Genomic DNA, 16921 nt, shown 5'->3' on the forward strand with positions numbered 1-16921 from the left:
TGGCGGCCGATCTTGCCAGAGCCCCATGACCGGACGCCGCAAAGCACCTCAGGCGTGCGCGGACGAGGGACCGCGCTTGCGGTGCTGGAACGAGGTCGGCGAGCGCCCGGTGGCGGCCTTGAACATGGCGCAGAAGGCGCTGTCGGTGGCGTAGCCGCTGGCGGCCGCCACCTGGCTCACGGCCATGCCGCGCGCCAGCAGCGGCAGCGCATGCGCCATCACCGCCTGCTGGCGCCACTGCTGCCAGCTCATGCCGAGCTGGTCGCGGAACATGCGCGCCACCGTGCGTTCGCTGGCGCCGATGCTGGCGGCGCGCTCGGCCAGGGTGGCGCGGTCGGCTGGGTTGCGCAGCAGCGCCTCGCAGAGCTGGCGCAGCCGCTTGTCGGCGGGCAGCGGCACGTCGATGCGGATCTGCGTGGCGCGCTCGAGTTCGTCGACCAGGAGCGGCGCGATCATGCGTTCGCGCTGCGGCGCATGCGCGTCGGTGGGCGGCAGGCCGTCGGGCGTGGTGTCCAGCGCCAGCATCAGCGCGCGCAGCAGCGGGCTGATCTCGAGCACCTCGCATTTCTCCCAGGCCGGGCCCAGCCAGGCATGCAGGTAGATGGTGCGCAGCTCGGCGTCCTCGATCAGCATGATGCTGTGCGGCATGTCGGCCGGCACCCAGACTGCGCGCGAGGGCGGCACGATGTAGCTGCCGTCCTGGGTGTTGAGGCGGATCACGCCGCGGGTCGAGAAGGTGAGCTGCGGCCACGGATGCTGGTGCAGCTCGACGAAGGTGTCGGCGCTCAGGAAGTGTTCCTTGGCGCGCAGCGGCCGCACCGCGTCGGGCGCGTACAGGTGCGGCGTGAGCGAGGCCACGCTGGTGACCGGCGCGGGCACCGGGGCCGCGCGCGGCTTGTCGGGTCGCGGAACGCCGTCCGCAGGGGTGGGGGGCTCGCTTGGCATAGTTTCGACAAATGTTGTCGCGGTATCGCCATTCTGCCGCCGAGCCCGGACATAGCATCGGGGCTTGCCCCGGTTTTTTGTAGCAATCCATGTCTTCCTCCGCCTCGACCACTCCCAACGCCACCGCCCCGACCACCCTGCGCAACGACGCCCAACTGATCGGCCTGGTCGGGCTGGCGCATGCGATCAGCCACTTCAGCCAGCTGATCCTGGCGCCGCTGTTCCCCTGGCTCAAGGACGCCTTCGGCGTGAGCTACACCGAGCTGGGCGCGGTGCTGACGGTGTTCTTCGTGGTCTCGTGCATCGTGCAGGCCGCCTCGGGCTTCATCGTCGACAAGCTGGGCCCGCGGCCGGTGCTGTTCGTGGGCCTGGGCGCGCTGGGCCTGGCCGCCTTCGGCTACGCGGCGGCGCAGAGCTACTGGATGCTGCTGCTGTGCGCCGTGGTCGGCGGCATCGGCAACGGCGTGTTCCACCCGGTCGACTACACGCTGTTCAACCGCAAGGTCGCGCCTACGCGCCTGGGCCATGCCTACAGCGTGCATGGCATCACCGGCAGCCTGGGCTGGGCGCTGGCACCGGCCCTCGTGGTGCCGATCGCCATCGCCACCTCGTGGCGCGTGGCGCTGGCCTCGGCCGGCGTGCTCGCGATCGTGGTGCTGCTGGTGCTGTGGGTCTACCGCCGCGTGCTCGACCTCGACGTGAAGGCCGTGCACAAGGCCACCGGCCAGGGCGAGGCCGCGGTGGGCGGGCAGTTCGACTTCCTGCGCATCCCGGCCGTGTGGATGTGCTTCGGTTTCTTCTTCTTCTATGCGGCCGTGATCAGCGTGGTCCAGACCTTCGCGCCGGTCGCGGCCGGCCACCTGCACGCGGTGCCGGTCGGCATCGTGGCGGTGTGCCTCACGGTCTACATGGTGGCGAGCTCGGCCGGCATGGTGGCGGGCGGCTTCCTGGCCTCCGATCCCTCGCGCTGCGAGCGCATCGTGGGCCTGGGCTTCGGCATCGCCGCCGCGCTGGCCTTGGTGCTGGCCTTCGCCGACTTCCCGCCGCTGGTGGTGCCGGTGCTGTTCGGCGCCATGGGCTTCGTCTCGGGCGTGGCCGGTCCCTCGCGCGACCTGCTGGTCAAGCGCTCGACGCCGCCCAATGCCACCGGCCGCGTCTATGGCGTGGTCTACGCCGGCCTCGACATCGGGCAGGCCGTGGCACCGCTGATCTTCGGTCGCCTGATGGACCATGGCCAGTACGTGGCCGTGATCGTGGGCCTGGCGCTGGTGCAGGGCGTGCTGATCGCGAGCGCCTTCAACGTGACGCGCGTGCGCCGCACGGCGCTGGTGCCGGCCTCGGCCTGAGTCCCTTCTCTCGCAGGGGCGGCCGATATCATCGGCCGCATGCAGGCCTTGTATCTCTATGTGATCGTCGGCGCGGTGCTGGCGGGATTCGTGCAGGGCCTGTCCGGCTTTGCGTTCAGCATGGTGGCGATGTCGGTCTGGGCCTGGACCCTCGACCCGCAGCTCGCGGCCATCCTCGCGCTGTTCGGCGGCATGACCGGGCAACTGATCACCGCCTTCAGCGTGCGCCGCCGCTTCGACCGCCACCTGCTGTGGCCCTTCGTCGCCGGCGGCCTCGCGGGCATTCCCTTCGGCGTCTGGCTGCTGCCGCACCTCGACGTCGAGCTGTTCAAGGTCTGCCTCGGCGTGGTGCTGGTGCTGTGGTGCCCCGCGATGCTGATGTCGCAGCGGCTGCCGCGCGTGCGCTTCGGCGGCCGGGTGGCCGACGGCGTGGCCGGTGCCATCGGCGGCGCGATGGCCGGCATCGGCGGCTTCTCGGGCGTGGTGCCCACGCTGTGGTGCACCCTGCGCGGCTTCGAGCGCGACACCCAGCGCGCGGTGATCCAGAACTTCAACCTCACGATGCTGGTGGTGGCCTTCTCGCTGCACGTTGCGCGCGGCGGCGTCGCCATATCGACGATCCCGCTGCTCGGCCTGGTCGCGGTGGCCGTGTTCGTGCCGGTGCGGCTCGGCGCGCGGCTGTACATCGGCATCAGCGAGGCCACCTTCCGCAAGATCGTGCTGAGCCTGCTGACGGCCTCGGGCGTGGCGATGCTGGCCTCGGCGCTGCCCGCGCTGCTGCGGCGCTGAAGAAGACAGAGAAAGAAAAGTCGCGGAACCTTCGCGCGAGGCCCGCCTCCAAACCGGCCCGGGGCCTTTCAGGGCCCTTTCGTTTTTTCCGGAGCGTCCCCCCGAAATGCGCCTTTGAGCCTTCCTTGATCGCCGCGATGCATGACCACCGTGCATCGCCTTGCCAACGATTCATCGGAGGGCCGGCATGGCTCATCGCACGCACGCACCGCGCCCGGGTTCAGGGCCGGACGCTTCCTTTTCTCTTTCCGCCACCGCGGGCTTCGAGCTGCGCCACGCCAGCCTCGCGCTGCCGGGCGGGTACCTGTTGTTCGACGATCTCTGCGAGACCTTCCAGCCCGGGCGCATCGGGCTGGTCGGGCGCAATGGCGCCGGCAAGTCGATGCTGCTCGACCTGCTCGCGGGCCGGCGCGAACCCACCACCGGCGCGATCGTGCGGCCGTCGCGCCGTGTGCACGTGGCGCAGAACGCCGGCGCCGCGCCGGATGCGGACCTGGCCGCGCTCGCGCGCATCGAGGCCGGGCAGGGCACGCCCGCCGACTTCGACGATGCCGAGGGCTGCTGGGACCTGCCCGCGCGCTTCGCGGCCGCACTCGCCGACGCGGGCCTGCCCTTCGCCATCGACCGCCGCGCCGACAGCCTGAGCGGCGGCGAGCGCACCCGCGTCGCGCTGGCCGGTGCCTTTCTCTCGGGCGCCGATGCGCTGCTGCTCGACGAGCCCAGCAACCATCTCGATGCCGATGCGCGGCGCTGGCTGCGCGAGCGGCTCGCGGCCTGGCGCGGCGTGGTGGTGGTCGCGAGCCACGACCGCGAACTGCTCGAGGGCATGGACCGCATCGTCGAGATCACGCCGGCCCGCGGCCTGCGCGGCTGCACCGGCGGCTGGCAGGCCTACAGCGCCTGGCGCGAGCGCGAGGCCGATGCCGCGCAGGCCCGGCTCGCGCATGCGCGCAACGAGCGCGACGTTGCCTTGCGCGAACTGCGCCGGCAGCACGACGCGCAGCAGCGCCGTGTTGCACGCGGCGCCGCCTGGGCACGCGATGCCAATCTGGGCGGTCTCCACCTGGGCCGCCTCCAGGGCAATGCCGAGGCCCACGCGGGACGCGAGCACGAGCGGCAGCGCGAGCGTCGCGCGGTGCTCGATGCCGCCGTGCGCGAGGCGGCCGCCGGCGTGGCGCCACCGTCGGCGATCGCGCTCGCATTGCCGGGTTCGGTGGTGCCCGCGGGGCGCCGCGTGCTGTGGCTCGAGGGCGCGGTGCCCGCGCAACCGGCCGGCGCGAAGCCGCTGGACCTGTGTCTGCAGGGCCCCGTGCGCATCGGCATCGGCGGCCCGAATGGCTGCGGCAAGACCAGCCTGCTGCGCATGCTCGCGGGACAGCAGGCACCGATCGCCGGGCGTTGCGAAGCACCGCTGCGCTCGGCATGGCTCGATCAGGATGGCGGCGCCGCGATGCCGCTCGACAGGTCGTTGCTGCAGCAGCTCGATGCGCTGCATTCGCCGCTGCCCGAAGGCGAGCTGCGCACCCGGCTCGCGCTGCTGGGGCTCGGTGCGGCCGAAGTGCTGCGGCCGCTGGCGCAACTGAGCGGCGGCGAGCGACTCAAGGCCGCGCTGGCCTGCGCGCTGTGGAGCGGCGCTCCGGCCGAGATGCTGTTGCTCGACGAGCCCACGAACCACCTCGACATCACCTCGGTGCTCGCGCTCGAGCAGGCGCTGAGAGGCTTCCCGGGCGTGCTCGTTGTCGCTTCGCACGATGCGCGCTTCCTCGACGCGCTCGCGCCGACCCATCGGCTGGTGTCTCGCGACAACGGCTGGACGCTGCGCGAGGCGGACAGCCCTTAGGCCGCAGGCAGGATCTCGCGCACCCGTTCCCAGGGCCGGCACATCAGCGTGCCGCGCGGCGACACCACGATCGGGCGCTGCAGCAGGATCGGATGCTCGACGATGAAGCCGAGGATCTGGTCGTCGCTCCACGTCGGGTCGTCGAGATTCAGCGCGGCGTACGGTTCTTCCTTGGTGCGCAGCAGTTCGCGCGCCTTCAGGCCCATCGCGTCGGCGAGCTCGCGCAGCTTCTTCTTCGACGGCGGCGTCTTCAGGTACTCGACGATCTCGGGCTCCACGCCGCTTTCGCGGATCAACGACAGCACGTTGCGCGAGGTGCTGCAGTTGGGCTTGTGGTAGATCGTCATCGGGTAGTCGGTGGTGGCTTCTTTGCGGGTCATGGCGCGATTATCGGAAGCCGCGGCCCGACGGGCATCACCCGCCGCGTTCCCAGCCCGGCGTGAACGGAAAGCGCTCGGCCCAGAACGCGGCCAGCCGCGGTTCGGCATCGACGCGCTTCACCACCTCGGCCATGCGCGGCGCCTCGCGGTAGAAGCGTTCGCGGCAGGGTGTCCAGCGCGACATCACGGCCACGTAGAGGTCGAGCATGCCGATGCGCTCGCCGAGCAGGTAGGGCGAGGGCGGGTCGATCTGCGTGTCCATCAGGTGCCAGCAATGGGCCACGCGCTCGGCCGAGCGCTCGAGCATCGCGGGCTGCGCCGCCTTGTCGGGCACCAGGCGCGCGGGATCGTCGCGCACCCAGAACATCGAATAGATGGCGGCCGGCAGGTAGACCATCCAGCGCAGGTACTGCGCGCGCAGCGCATCGCCGGGCGCGGGGCAGAGGCCGGCCTCGGGATGGCGGTCGCCGAGCCAGATCAGGATCGCCGCGCTCTCGGTCATCAGCTCGCCCGAGGGCAGCACCAGCGCCGGCACCTGGCGCATCGGGTTGAGGCCGGCGATGCGGTCGCGCTCGGCATCGCCTTCCCAGGTCGCGATGTCGACCGTGTCGACCCGGTCGCCGAGGCCGATCAGCGTGAGCGCCGCGTGCACGGGCGTGGCGCCCGAGCCGGGCGCGCCGTAGAGCGTGTAGCGACCGGGTGCGGCGGAAGGTGGGGTGGTGGGGGATGACGGGGAGGCCATCCGCCCAGACTAGCGCGCCCGCGTTCAGGCCGCCAGCAGCGTTTCGACCTCTTGCAGACCTTTCAGCGTCTTGACGCAGGCCTCGGCCACCTCGGAGCCCTTGACCGCGAAATGGCGGTGGAAGTACTTGCGGTGCTCCACGTGCTCGTGGAAGTGGTGCGGCGTGAGCACGGCCGAGAAGATCGGCACGTTGGTCTCGAGCTGCAGCGACATCAGCGTGCTGACCACCGTGCTGGCCACGAACTCGTGGCGGTAGATGCCGCCGTCCACCACCAGCGCGCAGGCCACGATGCCGGCGTAGCGGCCCGACAGCGCGAGCCGCTTGGCATGCAGCGGGATCTCGAAGGCACCGGGCACGTCGAAGACGTCGATGCGATCGCGCGGCACGCCCAGGCGCTCCATCTCCTCGAGGAAGGCGTCGCGCGCCTGGTGGACGATGTCGGAATGCCACTGCGCCTCGACGAAGGCGATGCGCTGGCCGCGCGGCGCGTCCGTCGCGGCGATGGCGGAAAGGGGAAGGTCGTTGATCTGACTCATGGTGTGCCTCTTCAAAAGCAGGTTTCCTGAATCAGGGCGCACGAAACCACGGAGCAGACCGCACGCTCCATGGAAGAAGCGCGCGGGCCGGCCCGCATTTCGCGCTCTCTTTCATCCGGACTGTGACCGTCGGCCCCGGGATCGCACCGGGTCTGCTGACCCCGCGGCTCATTGCAAGCCACGGGCGCTCGCGGGCTCATGCGGCGCCTTCGGTTCGAAGAACGCCGCCATCACCGCCGGTGGGGAATTGCACCCCGCCCTGAGAACGCTTGCCCCGGCTCGCACCGGGGCGAGGGCGATTCTAGGCAGGCGCCGCGGCCGGCCCTGTCGCGCACGGGCCAAGACCCCAGGCCGCCGGGGGTGGCCCGCGGCCGGCTCAGCGCGCCGCGAGGAACTCGGCCATGCGCCCGAGCTCGTCGTCGAGCGCCGCGCGGAAGGCCGCGCCGTGCGGCTTGCGGCCCTCGACGTAGCCGAAGGCGGGCTGGGGCCGTCCCTCGGGTGCGCTCACGTTGGCCCAGCCGATCACGCGGTCGTGCCACAGCAGCGGCAGCGCGTAGTAGCCGAACTGGCGCTGCGGCGCGGGCGTGTAGGCCTCGAACTTGTAGGTCCAGCCCCAGAGCAGCTCGAAGCGGCGGCGATCCCACACCACGGGGTCGAAGGGCGCGAGCAGGCGCACCGCGTCGTCGGGCGCATGGCGGCGCGAGGCCGGGTTCTCGTCGGCCGGCCAGTACCAGGTGGTGCCGTCAATGCGCAGGCTCGCGAGCTCCTCGCGCGCGAGGCGCAGCGCGGCCTGCGTCTGGGCCGACAGGTGCGGCGCGCCGTAGCCGAGCAGCCGCACCAGGTAGGTCAGGCTGCCGGCCGGCAGCGGCGCGTACTTGCGCACGATCAGTTCGATCAGCGCGGCCGCGCGGCGCGCGCGGCCGGCCGGGCTCTCGTCGGCCGGCGCATGCTCGACCGCCTCGTAGATGCGCGTGCCGCTGTCGCGCCGCACCACGCGCAGCAGGCCGCGGTAGTGCATGCCGTCGAGCAGGTGCGTCGACGCATTGCCCGAGCCGCCCCAGTAGTTGCGCATGCGGCCGTGCGCGAAGTGCTGCTCGACCTCGCGCGGATGCACGCGGCCGCGCTCGCGCACGAAGGCCAGCACCTCGGCGGCCTTGCGCCGCGTCTCCGCGTCCCAGGGCTTGGCGGCCTCGCGCGGATGCATCAGCGCCAGGTGCTCGCGCGGCAGGAAGCCGTAGTTGACCAGGCAGTCCTCTTCGATCGCGAGCCGCGTGTAGCGCCGCTCGAGATCGCCCGCGCGGTAGTCGTTGACACGGTGGCGCAGCGTCAGGTCCTGCGCGCGCGCCGGGGCGCGGATCGGATCGGCCTGCACGAAGCCGAGCTTCTTGATCGCGCCGGGGAGCGTGGTGGGCTTGAACAGAGTGCGCGCCACGGCGTAGCGGCGCAGGTCGTCGAGGCTGGGGGCGGGCATGGGCGCATTGCAGCACAGGCGCGGCCTGCTCGCAGCGCTCAGCTCAGGTGCGCGTGCACCGCCTGCGCGGCCGTCAGCACCAGTGCATCCGCATGGCTCGGACCGATCAGCGACAGCCCGACCGGCGCGCCGTCCACCGCGATCCACGGCAGGCTCGTCTGCGGCAGGCCGGCCAGCCCGGCGATGCACAGCAGCGCCTGCGAGCGTGCGCGGATGGTGTCGACCGCCTCGCGCGGCGCACCGAGGGCCGGCGCCGCAGTCGGCACGGTTGGCAGCAGCAGGAGGGCGTCGTCGGCCAGCAGCGTGGCGATGCGGCTTGCGGCGGCCGCACGCACGGGCTGCGCGGCGGCCACCTGCGCGGGCGCGATGCAGGCCGCGGCCTCGAAGCGCTGTCGCACGTCCTCGCCCAGCGACTGGCCGTGCGCGCGCACCCAGGCGCCGTGCTGTTGCCAGATCTCGGCCGCCTGCAGCGTGCGGTGCGCCTGCGCCCAGTCCGCGAGCGGCAGCGTGCCGGCGGGCACGGCCGCGATTCGGAACAGCGCGTCGCCGAGCTGCTTCGGCAGCGCCTCGAAGGCCGTCCGCACGGGCGCGTCGCACCAGGGGGCAGCGTCCTGCACCGTCAACAGGTTCACCGTCCGCGACAGTGGTGTGGACACCTCCGTGCCCGTCAGCGCGGCGAACACCGCCGCCATCTGCGCGCCGGTGCGCGTGAACCAGCCCACGGTGTCGAAGCTGTGCGCCAGCGAGAAGCCGCCGTTCTTCGCGACCAGCCCCTGCGTCGGCCGGAAGCCCCACACGCCGCAGTAGCTCGCGGGCAGCCGGCACGAGCCGCCGCAGTCCGAGCCCAGGCCGATGTCGGCATCGCCCGCGGCCACCGCGACCACCGAGCCCGACGACGAGCCGCCCGCGATGCGCCGCGGCGCGGCCGGATTGACCGGCGCGCCGTAGTGCGCATTGACGCCTGCGAGGCTGTAGGCCAGCTCGTCGGTCACCGTCTTGCCGACCCATCGTGCGCCGGCTTCGAGCAGCCATTGCACCGCGTGGGCCGAGGCACGCGCCGGCGCCTGCTGCGCATGCCACAGCGGATTGCCCGCGCCGGTGCGCAGGCCTTCGACCGCGAACACGTCCTTGACCGCGAGGCGCAGGCCCGCGAGCAGTTCGGAGCGGTGCGCCACCGCGGGGCCGTCGCCGAAGCCTTCCGCGAGGAATGCGCCGTTCAGGCCGGGTTGGAGAAGCGATGCCATGGACACGCCTCAATCCTTCGCGAGCTGCAGTTCGGCGATCAACTGCTGCCAGGCGGTTTTCTCGCTGCGCAGCTGCGCGACGAAATCGGCCGCGCTGCCGGCCGCGATCTCGGTGCCGTTGTCGGCGAAGGCGCGCCGCACGTCGGCATCGCTGTCCAGCAACCGGCGCAGCTCGCGCTCGTACAGCGCGAGCACGTCGCGCGGCGTGCCCTTGGGCGCGAACATGCCGATCCACACCCGCACGTCGACGCCGGGGATGCCGGCCTCGGCGAGGCTGGGCACGGACGGCAGCAGCGGGGAGCGCCGACTGCCGGTCACGGCCAATGCGCGCACGCGGCCCGCATCGATGAAGGCCTTGCCGGCACCGATGCTGTCGAACATCAGGTCGATCTCGCCCGCGATCAGCGCCGTGGCGAGCGCCGCCGAGCCCTTGTAGGGCACGTGCACGATATCGATGCCGGCCTTGCGCTTGAACACCTCGCCCGCGAAATGCGTGACGCTGCCTTCGCCGATGCTGCCGAAGTTGAGCTTGCCGGGCTGCTTCCTCGCGAGCGTCACCAGCTCCTGCGGCGTGCGCGCCGCCACGGCGGGATTCACCTGCAGCGCGAGCGGATAGCTACCGAGCAGCGCGACCGCCTCGAAGTCGGCCACCGGGTCGTAGGGCGGCCTCGACTTCAGCAGCGGCGCGATCACCTGGCTGCTGTTGCTTGAGACCATCAGCGTGTAGCCGTCGGGCCTCGCGCGCTGCAGATAGGCAGTGCCGATCAGGCCGGTGGCGCCTGCGCGGTTGTCGACCACGAAAGGTTGCCGCAGCGCGACCGAGAGCTTGCGGCCGAGCACGCGCGCGAACACGTCGCTCGCGCCGCCGGCGGGGAATGGCACGACCAGCGTGACCGCGCGTTCGGGATAGGCCCCCTGGGCGTGCGCGCCGCCGACGGCCCAGGGCGCGGGCAGCGCCAGCGCGGCGCATCGTTTCAACAGGTCTCGGCGGTCCATCGCATGTCTCCTCGATCATTCGTGTGTACGGGGAGGCGAAGTATCGAAACGGGCGGTCCGCGCGAGAAGCGAGCATTGGCAAAGCCGGCGTTCGCGGCGCGCGAACGCTGGTGCGCACGAACCGTGGCGGGCTACGATGCCGTGCCTTGAACCGCTACGACCTGACCGACCTGCGCATCTTCCTGGCCGTTGCCGAGGAAGGGAATCTCTCGCGCGGCGCCCGGCGCTGCCATCTGGCGCCCTCGTCGGTGAGCCTGCGCCTCAAGGGGCTCGAGGACGCGATCGGCGTGCCGCTGCTCGAGCGCCAGGCCCGCGGCGTCGCGCTGACACGCGCGGGCACAGTGATGCTCGAGCACGTGCGGCGCTGCCTTTCACAACTCGAGCAGATGCATGTGGACCTGCAGCCTTTCGTGCAGGGGCTCACGGGCCACCTGACGCTGTTCGCCAACAACAACGTCATCCACTCGCACCTGCCCGACGACCTGGCGCGTTTCTTCCAGGCCTTTCCTTCGGTGCGCGTCACGCTCGAGGAGCGGCTGGGCACCGACATCGTCGCCGCCGTGGCCGAGGGCCGCGCCGATCTCGGCGTGGTCGCAGTCGAGCCCGCGCATCCGGGGCTGCGCTTCATTCCCTACCGCGAAGACCGCTTCGTCGTGCTCGCGCCGCCGGACAGCGCGCCGGCGCGCGCGCAAAAGCCGCTGCGCTTCGTCGATTGCTTCGGCCAGCCCTTCATCAGCCTGCAGAACGGCACGGCGCTGCACACCTACCTGATGAACCAGGCGGCCGCGCTCGGCGGCCGGCTCGACGTGCGGGTGCAGGTCTCGGGCTACCGCGCGATCGCGCGGCTGGCGGCTTCGGGCGCGGGCATCGGCATCGTGCCGCAGTCGGCGCTCGAGGCGGCCGACAAGGAGCGGCTCGCGGTGCTGGCCCTCGACGAGCGCTGGGCCGCGCGCCATCACCAGGTCTGCGTGCGGCCCGAGGCCTTGGCTTCGAACCGCTTCCTGCGGGCGTTGGTGGGGGTGCTGTGCCCGGGTGATGCGAAGTCCGATACCCGCAGTTCATCTCTTCGATCCGAGTCCGAATGTCGTCGATGAGCCGAAGCTGGACCGAGTTCGAGGCGCGGGTGCTTTTGCGAGCGATCGATTCGATCAGCACGTTTTCGAACTTGACTGGGTTCGCTCTGCGTGGTGCGTTTCATTCGCTGGAGCACTGCTACGCGCGCGACGTGCTGGTTGCAGTCAACGTTCCCCGTCAGCTGTTGGGATTGGACGCGAAAGGATGTCCTGGAGACATCGATCTGTTGCTCGTACCGCTCGGCGACTCGCTGATGGTGGATCGTGCGATCGGCATCGAGGTCAAGGTCGTCCGGCCAACGATGGAGAATCCTTCGCGCAATGCCAACTCAACAGGGCAGAAGCAGGCACTCGGGTTGGTGCGTGATGGCTTTCCTTTTGTCGGGTTGGCGCACATCTGCATCCCGGAGCGCTTTCCCGATGAACTGCATCTGCGTGTTCCCTGGATGTCGACGAAATTCGGTCCGACAGGAGAGGTACAGATGCTGGACAAGCACATGAATGTCGACCCCTTTCCGTTGATCTGCGCTCAACGGCAGTTCGGTCGCTTGCGCGCGATGAATCTCCCTCGAGAAGTCGGCTACAAGGTGCTGTCCGTCGAGCTTTCGAGAGATGGTCAACGGTTCGCGGGCTACAACATGAATGAAGAGAGGATGCCGCTACGCAATCCGTGCTCATCGCCCGCGCTTGTGGACGCCGTCCGACAGCTCTGTGATCGACGGGCCGACCTCTTCCGTCGAATCAGGTCGTAGCCGTCGAAGTGCGGCGCATCGTCCATGCCGCCGCTTTTCGGAGCTCAGACCGCGCTGCGATGCCGCTCGATGCAGACGTCGAGCGTCTCGGCCCCCGGCCGCTGCCACCAGTCGAGGTTCGAGAAGATCTCGACCTCGCTGAAGCCCGCGAAGCCGGCTTCCTCGACCCAGCCGCGGATCTTCTTGAGCTCGACCACGCCGTCGCCCATCATCCCGCGGTCGGACAGCAGGTCGCGCGTGGGCGTGAGCCAGTCGCAGACGTGGTACGCCAGCAGGCGCTCGCGGCCCGCGCGCGCGATCTGCTGCTGCAGCTTCGGGTCCCACCACACGTGGTAGACGTCGAGCGCCACGCCGAGCATGCCGCTCCTGCCGGCATCGAGCTCGTCGCAGAGGTCGAGCGCATGCTCCAGCGTGTTGATGCAGGCGCGGTCGGCCGCCTGCATGGGGTGCAGGGGCTCGATGGCCAGCGGCATGCCGACCTCGCGCGCGTACTCGAGCGAGGCCGCGATGCCGTCGCGCACCTCGCCACGTGCGCGGGCGATGTCACGGTAGGCCGCCTTGCCGTCGAGCGCGCCGGGCAGCGCGCCGACCACCAGCACGAGGCAGGGCGCGTCGAGCGTCTTGGCCTCGTCGATGGCACGGCGGTTGTCGTCGAGCGCTGCCTTCAGGCCCGCAGCATCGGGCGCCGGGAAGAAGCCGCCGCGGCAGTAGCCCGAGAGGCCGATGCCGTGCGCCTTCAGTTGCCGCGCGATCTTGTCGATGCCGACGGCCGCGACCTGGTCGCGCCACGGGCTGATGGCGCGGATGCCGCGCTCGGCGCACTGGTCGACGATGCGGTCGAGCGGCACCTCGGCGCCCGACTGCTTGCGCACCGTGGCGGTGTTGATCGAGAGCCAGTCGTGGTTCTGCGAGAAGTCGCGCATGGACGGGCTCACTCCACGCCGTGCAGCGACAGCAGCGTCTTCATGCGCCGCACCGCGAGCTCGGGCTGCTCGAACAGGTTGGCCGCGTCGGCCAGCCGGAACAGCTCGGCGAAGTGCTGCAGCGAGCGCGTGCTCTGCTGGCCGCCGACCATGGTGAAGTGCTTCTGGTGGCCGTTGAGCCAGGCCATGAAGACCACGCCGGTCTTGTAGAAGCGCGTGGGCGCGGCAAAGATGTGGCGCGACAGCGGCACGGTGGGACCGAGGATCTCGTGGAAGCGCTCGACGCGGCCCGCGGCCAGTTCGCCGAGGGCGGCGCTGGCGGCCGGCGCGATGGCGTCGAAGATGCCCAGCAGCGCATCGCTCTTGCCATGCGTGGGGTGGCTGCCGTGGCCGTCGCCCGCGATCAGCTCGGCGTAGTTGAAGTCGTCGCCGGTGTACATGCGAACGCCCTGGCCGTCGGGACCGCCGGTGGTCGGCAGGCGCCGGCGCATCGCGATCTCCTTGTCCTTGTCGAGCAGCGAGATCTTGATGCCGTCGACCTTGTCGGGATGGGCCGCGATCACGCCGAGCGCGGTCTCCATCGCGGCATCGACGTCGGTCGTGCCCCAGTAGCCGGCCAGCGCGGGGTCGAACATCTCGCCGAGCCAGTGCAGCACCACGGGTTGCTTCGCCTGGCTCAGGATGCGGTCGTACACGCGCTCGTAGTCGGCCGGGCCCTTCGCCACGCGCACCAGCGCGCGGCTGCACATCACGATCAGCTTGCCGCCGAGCTTCTCGATGGCGGCCATCTGTTCCTCGTAGCCGCGGATCACGTCGTCGACGCTCTTCACCGCATCGAGGTCGAGGTGGTCGGTGCCGCAGCCCGAGGCCACGAGCGCGCCGGGGATGTCGCTGGCGGCGTCGATCGAGCGGCGGATCAGCTCGAGCGAGGTCGGCCAGTCCAGGCCCATGCCGCGCTGCGCGGTGTCCATGGCCTCCGCCACGCCCAGGCCGAGCGCGTAGAGGTGGCGCCGGTAGGCGAGGGTAGCGTCCCAGTCGACCGCGCATTGCAGCCAGGGATCGATGGCCGCGAGCGGGTCGGCCACGACGTGCGCGGCCGAGTAGGCGATGCGGTCGAAGCGAACGCCCGCGGGCGGCTTCGGCGGCGTGCTGCCGCGCAGCGCGTAGTCGGCGAGCGCGCCGCCGGCGGTGGGGAGCTTGAGCGAGAGGGCCATGCGGTCGGGTCTCCGGGTCTCAGACCTTCAGCGCGGGCACGTCGACCCAGCGGCGGTCCTGCCACGATTCGAGCGCGGCCTCGACCAGCTGCACGCCCTTGGCGCCTTCGGGCAGGGTCCACTTGTAGGGCGCGTCCTCCACCACGTGGCGGATGAAGTGTTCCCACTGGATCTTGAAGCCGTTGTCGTAGAACTGCGAGTCCGGAATCTCCTGCCACTGGTCGAGGAAGTTCATGGTCTGCTTCTCGTCGGGGTTCCACACCGGGCGCGGCGTGGCCACGCGCGACTGGGCGCGGCAGCTCGACAGGCCGGCCACGGCCGAGCCGTCGGTGCCGTCGACGTGGAAGGTCACGAGGTCGTCGCGGCGCACGCGCGTGACCCAGCTCATGTTGATCTGCGCGATCACCGGCTCGCCGTTGTGGCCGGTGAGTTCGCAGGTGGCGTAGGCGGCGTCGTCGGCGGTGGCCTCGTAGGGCTGGCCGGCCTCGTCCCAGCGCTTCGGGATGTGGGTGGTGCCCAGGCACGACACCGACTTGACCTCGCCGAACAGGTTGTCGAGCACGTAGCGCCAGTGGCACATCATGTCCAGGATCATTCCGCCGCCGTCTTCCTTGCGGTAGTTCCAGCTCGGGCGCTGGATCGGCTGCAGGTCGCCCTCGAACACCCAGTAGCCGAACTCCAGGCGCACGCTGAGCATGCGGCCGAAGAAGCCGGCGCGGCGCAGCATGTCGAGCTTGCGCAGGCCGGGCAGGAAGAGCTTGTCCTGCACCGCGCCGTGCTTGAGGCCGTGCTTCTCCTTGGCTTCCTCGGCCAGGCGCGCGATCTCCACCGCCTCGTTGAGGTTGGTGGCGATGGGCTTCTCGCAGTAGACGTGCTTGCCGGCGCGGATCGCCTTGGCCAGCAGGGTGGGTCGCATCTGCGTGGTGCCGGCGTCGAAGAAGACGGTGTCGTCCTTGTTCTCGAGCGCCTTGTCGAGGTCGGTGCCCCAGCGCTGGATGCCGTGGGCCTTGGCCAGCGCCTCGATCTTCTCGGCGTTGCGGCCGATCAGGATCGGGTCGGGCATCACCTTGTCGCCGTTCGACAGCGTCACGCCGCCCTGGGCGCGAATGGCGCAGATCGAGCGGATCAGGTGCTGGTTCATGCCCATGCGGCCTGTGACGCCGTGCATGATGATTCCTAGACGTTGGGTGGGCATGTTCTTTCCTTGAGTGAGAGAGAGGGGCAGAGAAGCGCTGCTTCAGTAGACGGAACGCATGGCGTCCCACGAGATGCCCGCGCCGGGCTGGCTGGTGGCGAAGCCGGGCGCGGAAGCGAGCGAGGACAGGGCGAGCTGGCCGCCGCGGATCGCGAGGCGCACCGCGCCACCGCTGGATTCGTAGAGATCGGGGTGGGCGCGCAGCAGTGCCTGCTGCTCGGCCTCGGGCACGGCCGCGAGGCCGTTGACGTAGTGGTGGCCGTTGCGCTCGACATGCGAGAGGCCGAGCCAGCTCACGAGCGCCAGGTCCTGCTGCACGCCGAGGCCGGCCTGCATGGTCAGGTCCTCGCCCGAGAGAAAGTAGCGCGTGCCGTCGTCGGCTGCGTTCCAGCGCGCGCAGCGCGCCGCGTTGACGGCCGATTTGTAGAAGCCCTTGCAGCTCTTGCTCGACACGCCGGTGTAGCCGAGTTCGCGCGCCCGCACGAAGGCATCGAGCGTGGCATCGGATTCGTCGATGAGCAGCGGGATGCGCCGGCCGAGCGCGCGCACGTCGCGCTCGAGCGCGGCGTCGCGCCGGATCGGCTGCTCGACGAACACCGTCTTCTTCGCCAGCGCCCACAGCGCGGGCGTGGACAGCAGGCGGTCGAGGAAGGCGCCGAAGGCGTCGGCATCGGCGTACTGCTCGTTGCCGTCGAGCGTGACCAGCTGCGCATGGCCGTCGATGGCGCGCGCGATGCGCTCGAGCCGGTCGATGTCGCGCGCGGTGTCGCCGCAGAGCTTGAGCTTGAAATGCGTGAGGCCGTAGCGGCGCACGGCGGCCACGAGCGTGGTGGGCAGGCCGTCGGCCGGTGCGTCGGGCAGGGCATCGTCGTCGTCGATCGCGTCGGCCAGGCCCACGGTGTGGCGCGCGGCGATGCGCTCCGCGGGGCGCTGCCGCGCGAGGAAGCCGGGCATGTCGAAGCCCGCGAGGTCGTCGGCCAGGCCGCTGCCCGCGATGTCGATGCCGCCGAGGTTGGCGCTCATCGCGGCGGCGAAGCCGGCGCCGGCACGCAGGCACAGCGCATCGAAGATCGCGCGGTCGATCAGGGCCGGCCCATAGCCCGCCACCAGCGGCTGCAGGCCCTTGGCACGGGCGCGCGCCATCAGCGCGGCGTAGTTGGCGGCGAAATGGGTCCACGCGGTCTGGGCATCGGCCTCGCCGGTGTAGGCCTCGCGCGCGTCGCGCAGCGCGAAGCGCAGCTGCTCGAAGTTCTGTTGGTTGGTGAGCGCCGGGTTCTTGTCGAACCACTTGGGCACCATCATCTCGGCCGCGCAGCCGCTGGCCGTGCGGCCGTCCTCGAAGCGGATGCGCGCGCGCACGTAGACCTGCGGGCAGGCGGTGACGGTGGCGGCGCCGAAGCGAAACGGCAGCCGCAGCGCGACGTCGCGCTCGGCGAAGCGGATCTCCTCGACGTGGAAACGGGGCGCGTCCATG

At 70.9% G+C, this 16921-nt stretch carries 16 protein-coding genes and 1 riboswitch; of the genes, 5 read left to right on the top strand and 11 right to left on the bottom strand.

The features are described from left to right. Window positions 1–48: 48 nt before the first annotated feature. On the bottom strand, window positions 49–945 hold the full coding sequence (locus R0232_RS12480) for an AraC family transcriptional regulator (RefSeq protein ID WP_256222509.1): 897 nt from the start codon (window positions 943–945) through the stop codon (window positions 49–51). An 89-nt stretch (window positions 946–1034) separates the two neighbouring features. Here R0232_RS12480 and R0232_RS12485 point away from each other — a divergent pair, with 89 nt between their 5' ends. From R0232_RS12485 to R0232_RS12495, 3 genes are all read left to right on the top strand, one after another. Then, window positions 1035–2291 (top strand): MFS transporter, encoded by a 1257-nt coding sequence (locus R0232_RS12485; protein WP_431512284.1) that lies wholly within the window; start codon window positions 1035–1037, stop codon window positions 2289–2291. Window positions 2292–2330: 39 nt separating this feature from the next. Beyond that, the gene (locus tag R0232_RS12490) at window positions 2331–3080 is read left to right on the top strand and encodes a sulfite exporter TauE/SafE family protein (protein ID WP_431512285.1); all 750 of its coding nucleotides are present in this window, start codon (window positions 2331–2333) and stop codon (window positions 3078–3080) included. A gap of 187 nt (window positions 3081–3267) precedes the next feature. Further along, window positions 3268–4920, top strand: a complete 1653-nt coding sequence (locus tag R0232_RS12495) for an ATP-binding cassette domain-containing protein (RefSeq protein ID WP_431512286.1) — start codon at window positions 3268–3270, stop codon at window positions 4918–4920. Here the strand turns inward: R0232_RS12495 and arsC are convergent. The 6 genes from arsC to R0232_RS12525 all read right to left on the bottom strand — a co-directional run bounded on the left by arsC (window position 4917) and on the right by R0232_RS12525 (window position 10290). Then, window positions 4917–5300, bottom strand: coding sequence for an arsenate reductase (glutaredoxin) (gene arsC / locus R0232_RS12500; RefSeq protein ID WP_296791613.1), 384 nt, complete (start codon window positions 5298–5300; stop codon window positions 4917–4919). The two genes, R0232_RS12495 and arsC, sit on opposite strands and share 4 nt — an antisense overlap. A 34-nt stretch (window positions 5301–5334) precedes the next feature. Next, on the bottom strand, window positions 5335–6042 hold the full coding sequence (locus R0232_RS12505) for a glutathione S-transferase family protein (protein ID WP_431512287.1): 708 nt from the start codon (window positions 6040–6042) through the stop codon (window positions 5335–5337). A gap of 24 nt (window positions 6043–6066) precedes the next feature. Further along, window positions 6067–6579 (bottom strand): 6,7-dimethyl-8-ribityllumazine synthase, encoded by a 513-nt coding sequence (locus tag R0232_RS12510; protein ID WP_093342920.1) that lies wholly within the window; start codon window positions 6577–6579, stop codon window positions 6067–6069. A gap of 99 nt (window positions 6580–6678) precedes the next feature. Then, window positions 6679–6850: riboswitch (FMN riboswitch) on the bottom strand. A 105-nt stretch (window positions 6851–6955) separates the two neighbouring features. Further along, the gene (locus R0232_RS12515) at window positions 6956–8050 is read right to left on the bottom strand and encodes a DNA glycosylase AlkZ-like family protein (protein WP_431512288.1); all 1095 of its coding nucleotides are present in this window, start codon (window positions 8048–8050) and stop codon (window positions 6956–6958) included. Window positions 8051–8088: 38 nt separating this feature from the next. Next, on the bottom strand, window positions 8089–9294 hold the full coding sequence (locus R0232_RS12520) for an amidase (protein ID WP_431512289.1): 1206 nt from the start codon (window positions 9292–9294) through the stop codon (window positions 8089–8091). A 9-nt stretch (window positions 9295–9303) separates the two neighbouring features. Continuing rightward, a complete protein-coding gene (locus tag R0232_RS12525; RefSeq protein ID WP_431512290.1) occupies window positions 9304–10290 on the bottom strand; it encodes a Bug family tripartite tricarboxylate transporter substrate binding protein in 987 nt (328 codons plus the stop codon). A 146-nt stretch (window positions 10291–10436) separates the two neighbouring features. Here R0232_RS12525 and R0232_RS12530 point away from each other — a divergent pair, with 146 nt between their 5' ends. Both R0232_RS12530 and R0232_RS12535 read left to right on the top strand, forming a co-directional pair. Further along, window positions 10437–11384, top strand: coding sequence for a LysR family transcriptional regulator (locus R0232_RS12530; protein ID WP_431512291.1), 948 nt, complete (start codon window positions 10437–10439; stop codon window positions 11382–11384). After that, window positions 11381–12115 (top strand): hypothetical protein, encoded by a 735-nt coding sequence (locus R0232_RS12535; RefSeq protein ID WP_431512292.1) that lies wholly within the window; start codon window positions 11381–11383, stop codon window positions 12113–12115. Before R0232_RS12530 ends, R0232_RS12535 begins: the two co-directional genes overlap by 4 nt. A gap of 44 nt (window positions 12116–12159) precedes the next feature. Here R0232_RS12535 and R0232_RS12540 read toward each other — a convergent pair whose 3' ends face one another. From R0232_RS12540 to R0232_RS12555, 4 genes are read right to left on the bottom strand one after another with little or no spacing between them, the layout of a single operon-like run. Beyond that, window positions 12160–13038 carry a sugar phosphate isomerase/epimerase family protein gene (locus tag R0232_RS12540; RefSeq protein WP_431512293.1) on the bottom strand — a complete coding sequence of 293 codons (879 nt, stop codon included), beginning with the start codon at window positions 13036–13038 and terminating at the stop codon, window positions 12160–12162. Window positions 13039–13046: 8 nt separating this feature from the next. Beyond that, window positions 13047–14252: a dihydrodipicolinate synthase family protein gene (locus tag R0232_RS12545; RefSeq protein ID WP_398497157.1), complete on the bottom strand. Its 1206-nt coding sequence runs from the start codon at window positions 14250–14252 to the stop codon at window positions 13047–13049. Between the two features lie 19 nt (window positions 14253–14271). After that, complete coding sequence (locus R0232_RS12550) at window positions 14272–15447, bottom strand: Gfo/Idh/MocA family protein (RefSeq protein ID WP_203205351.1); 1176 nt, start codon at window positions 15445–15447, stop codon at window positions 14272–14274. 42 nt (window positions 15448–15489) lie between these two features. Then, the gene (locus R0232_RS12555; RefSeq protein WP_431512294.1) at window positions 15490–16920 is read right to left on the bottom strand and encodes an enolase C-terminal domain-like protein; all 1431 of its coding nucleotides are present in this window, start codon (window positions 16918–16920) and stop codon (window positions 15490–15492) included. Window position 16921 lies beyond the last annotated feature (1 nt).

Source organism: Variovorax sp. DAIF25, assembly GCF_050711835.1.
In the GTDB taxonomy this organism is placed as follows: Bacteria; Pseudomonadota; Gammaproteobacteria; order Burkholderiales; family Burkholderiaceae_C; genus Variovorax.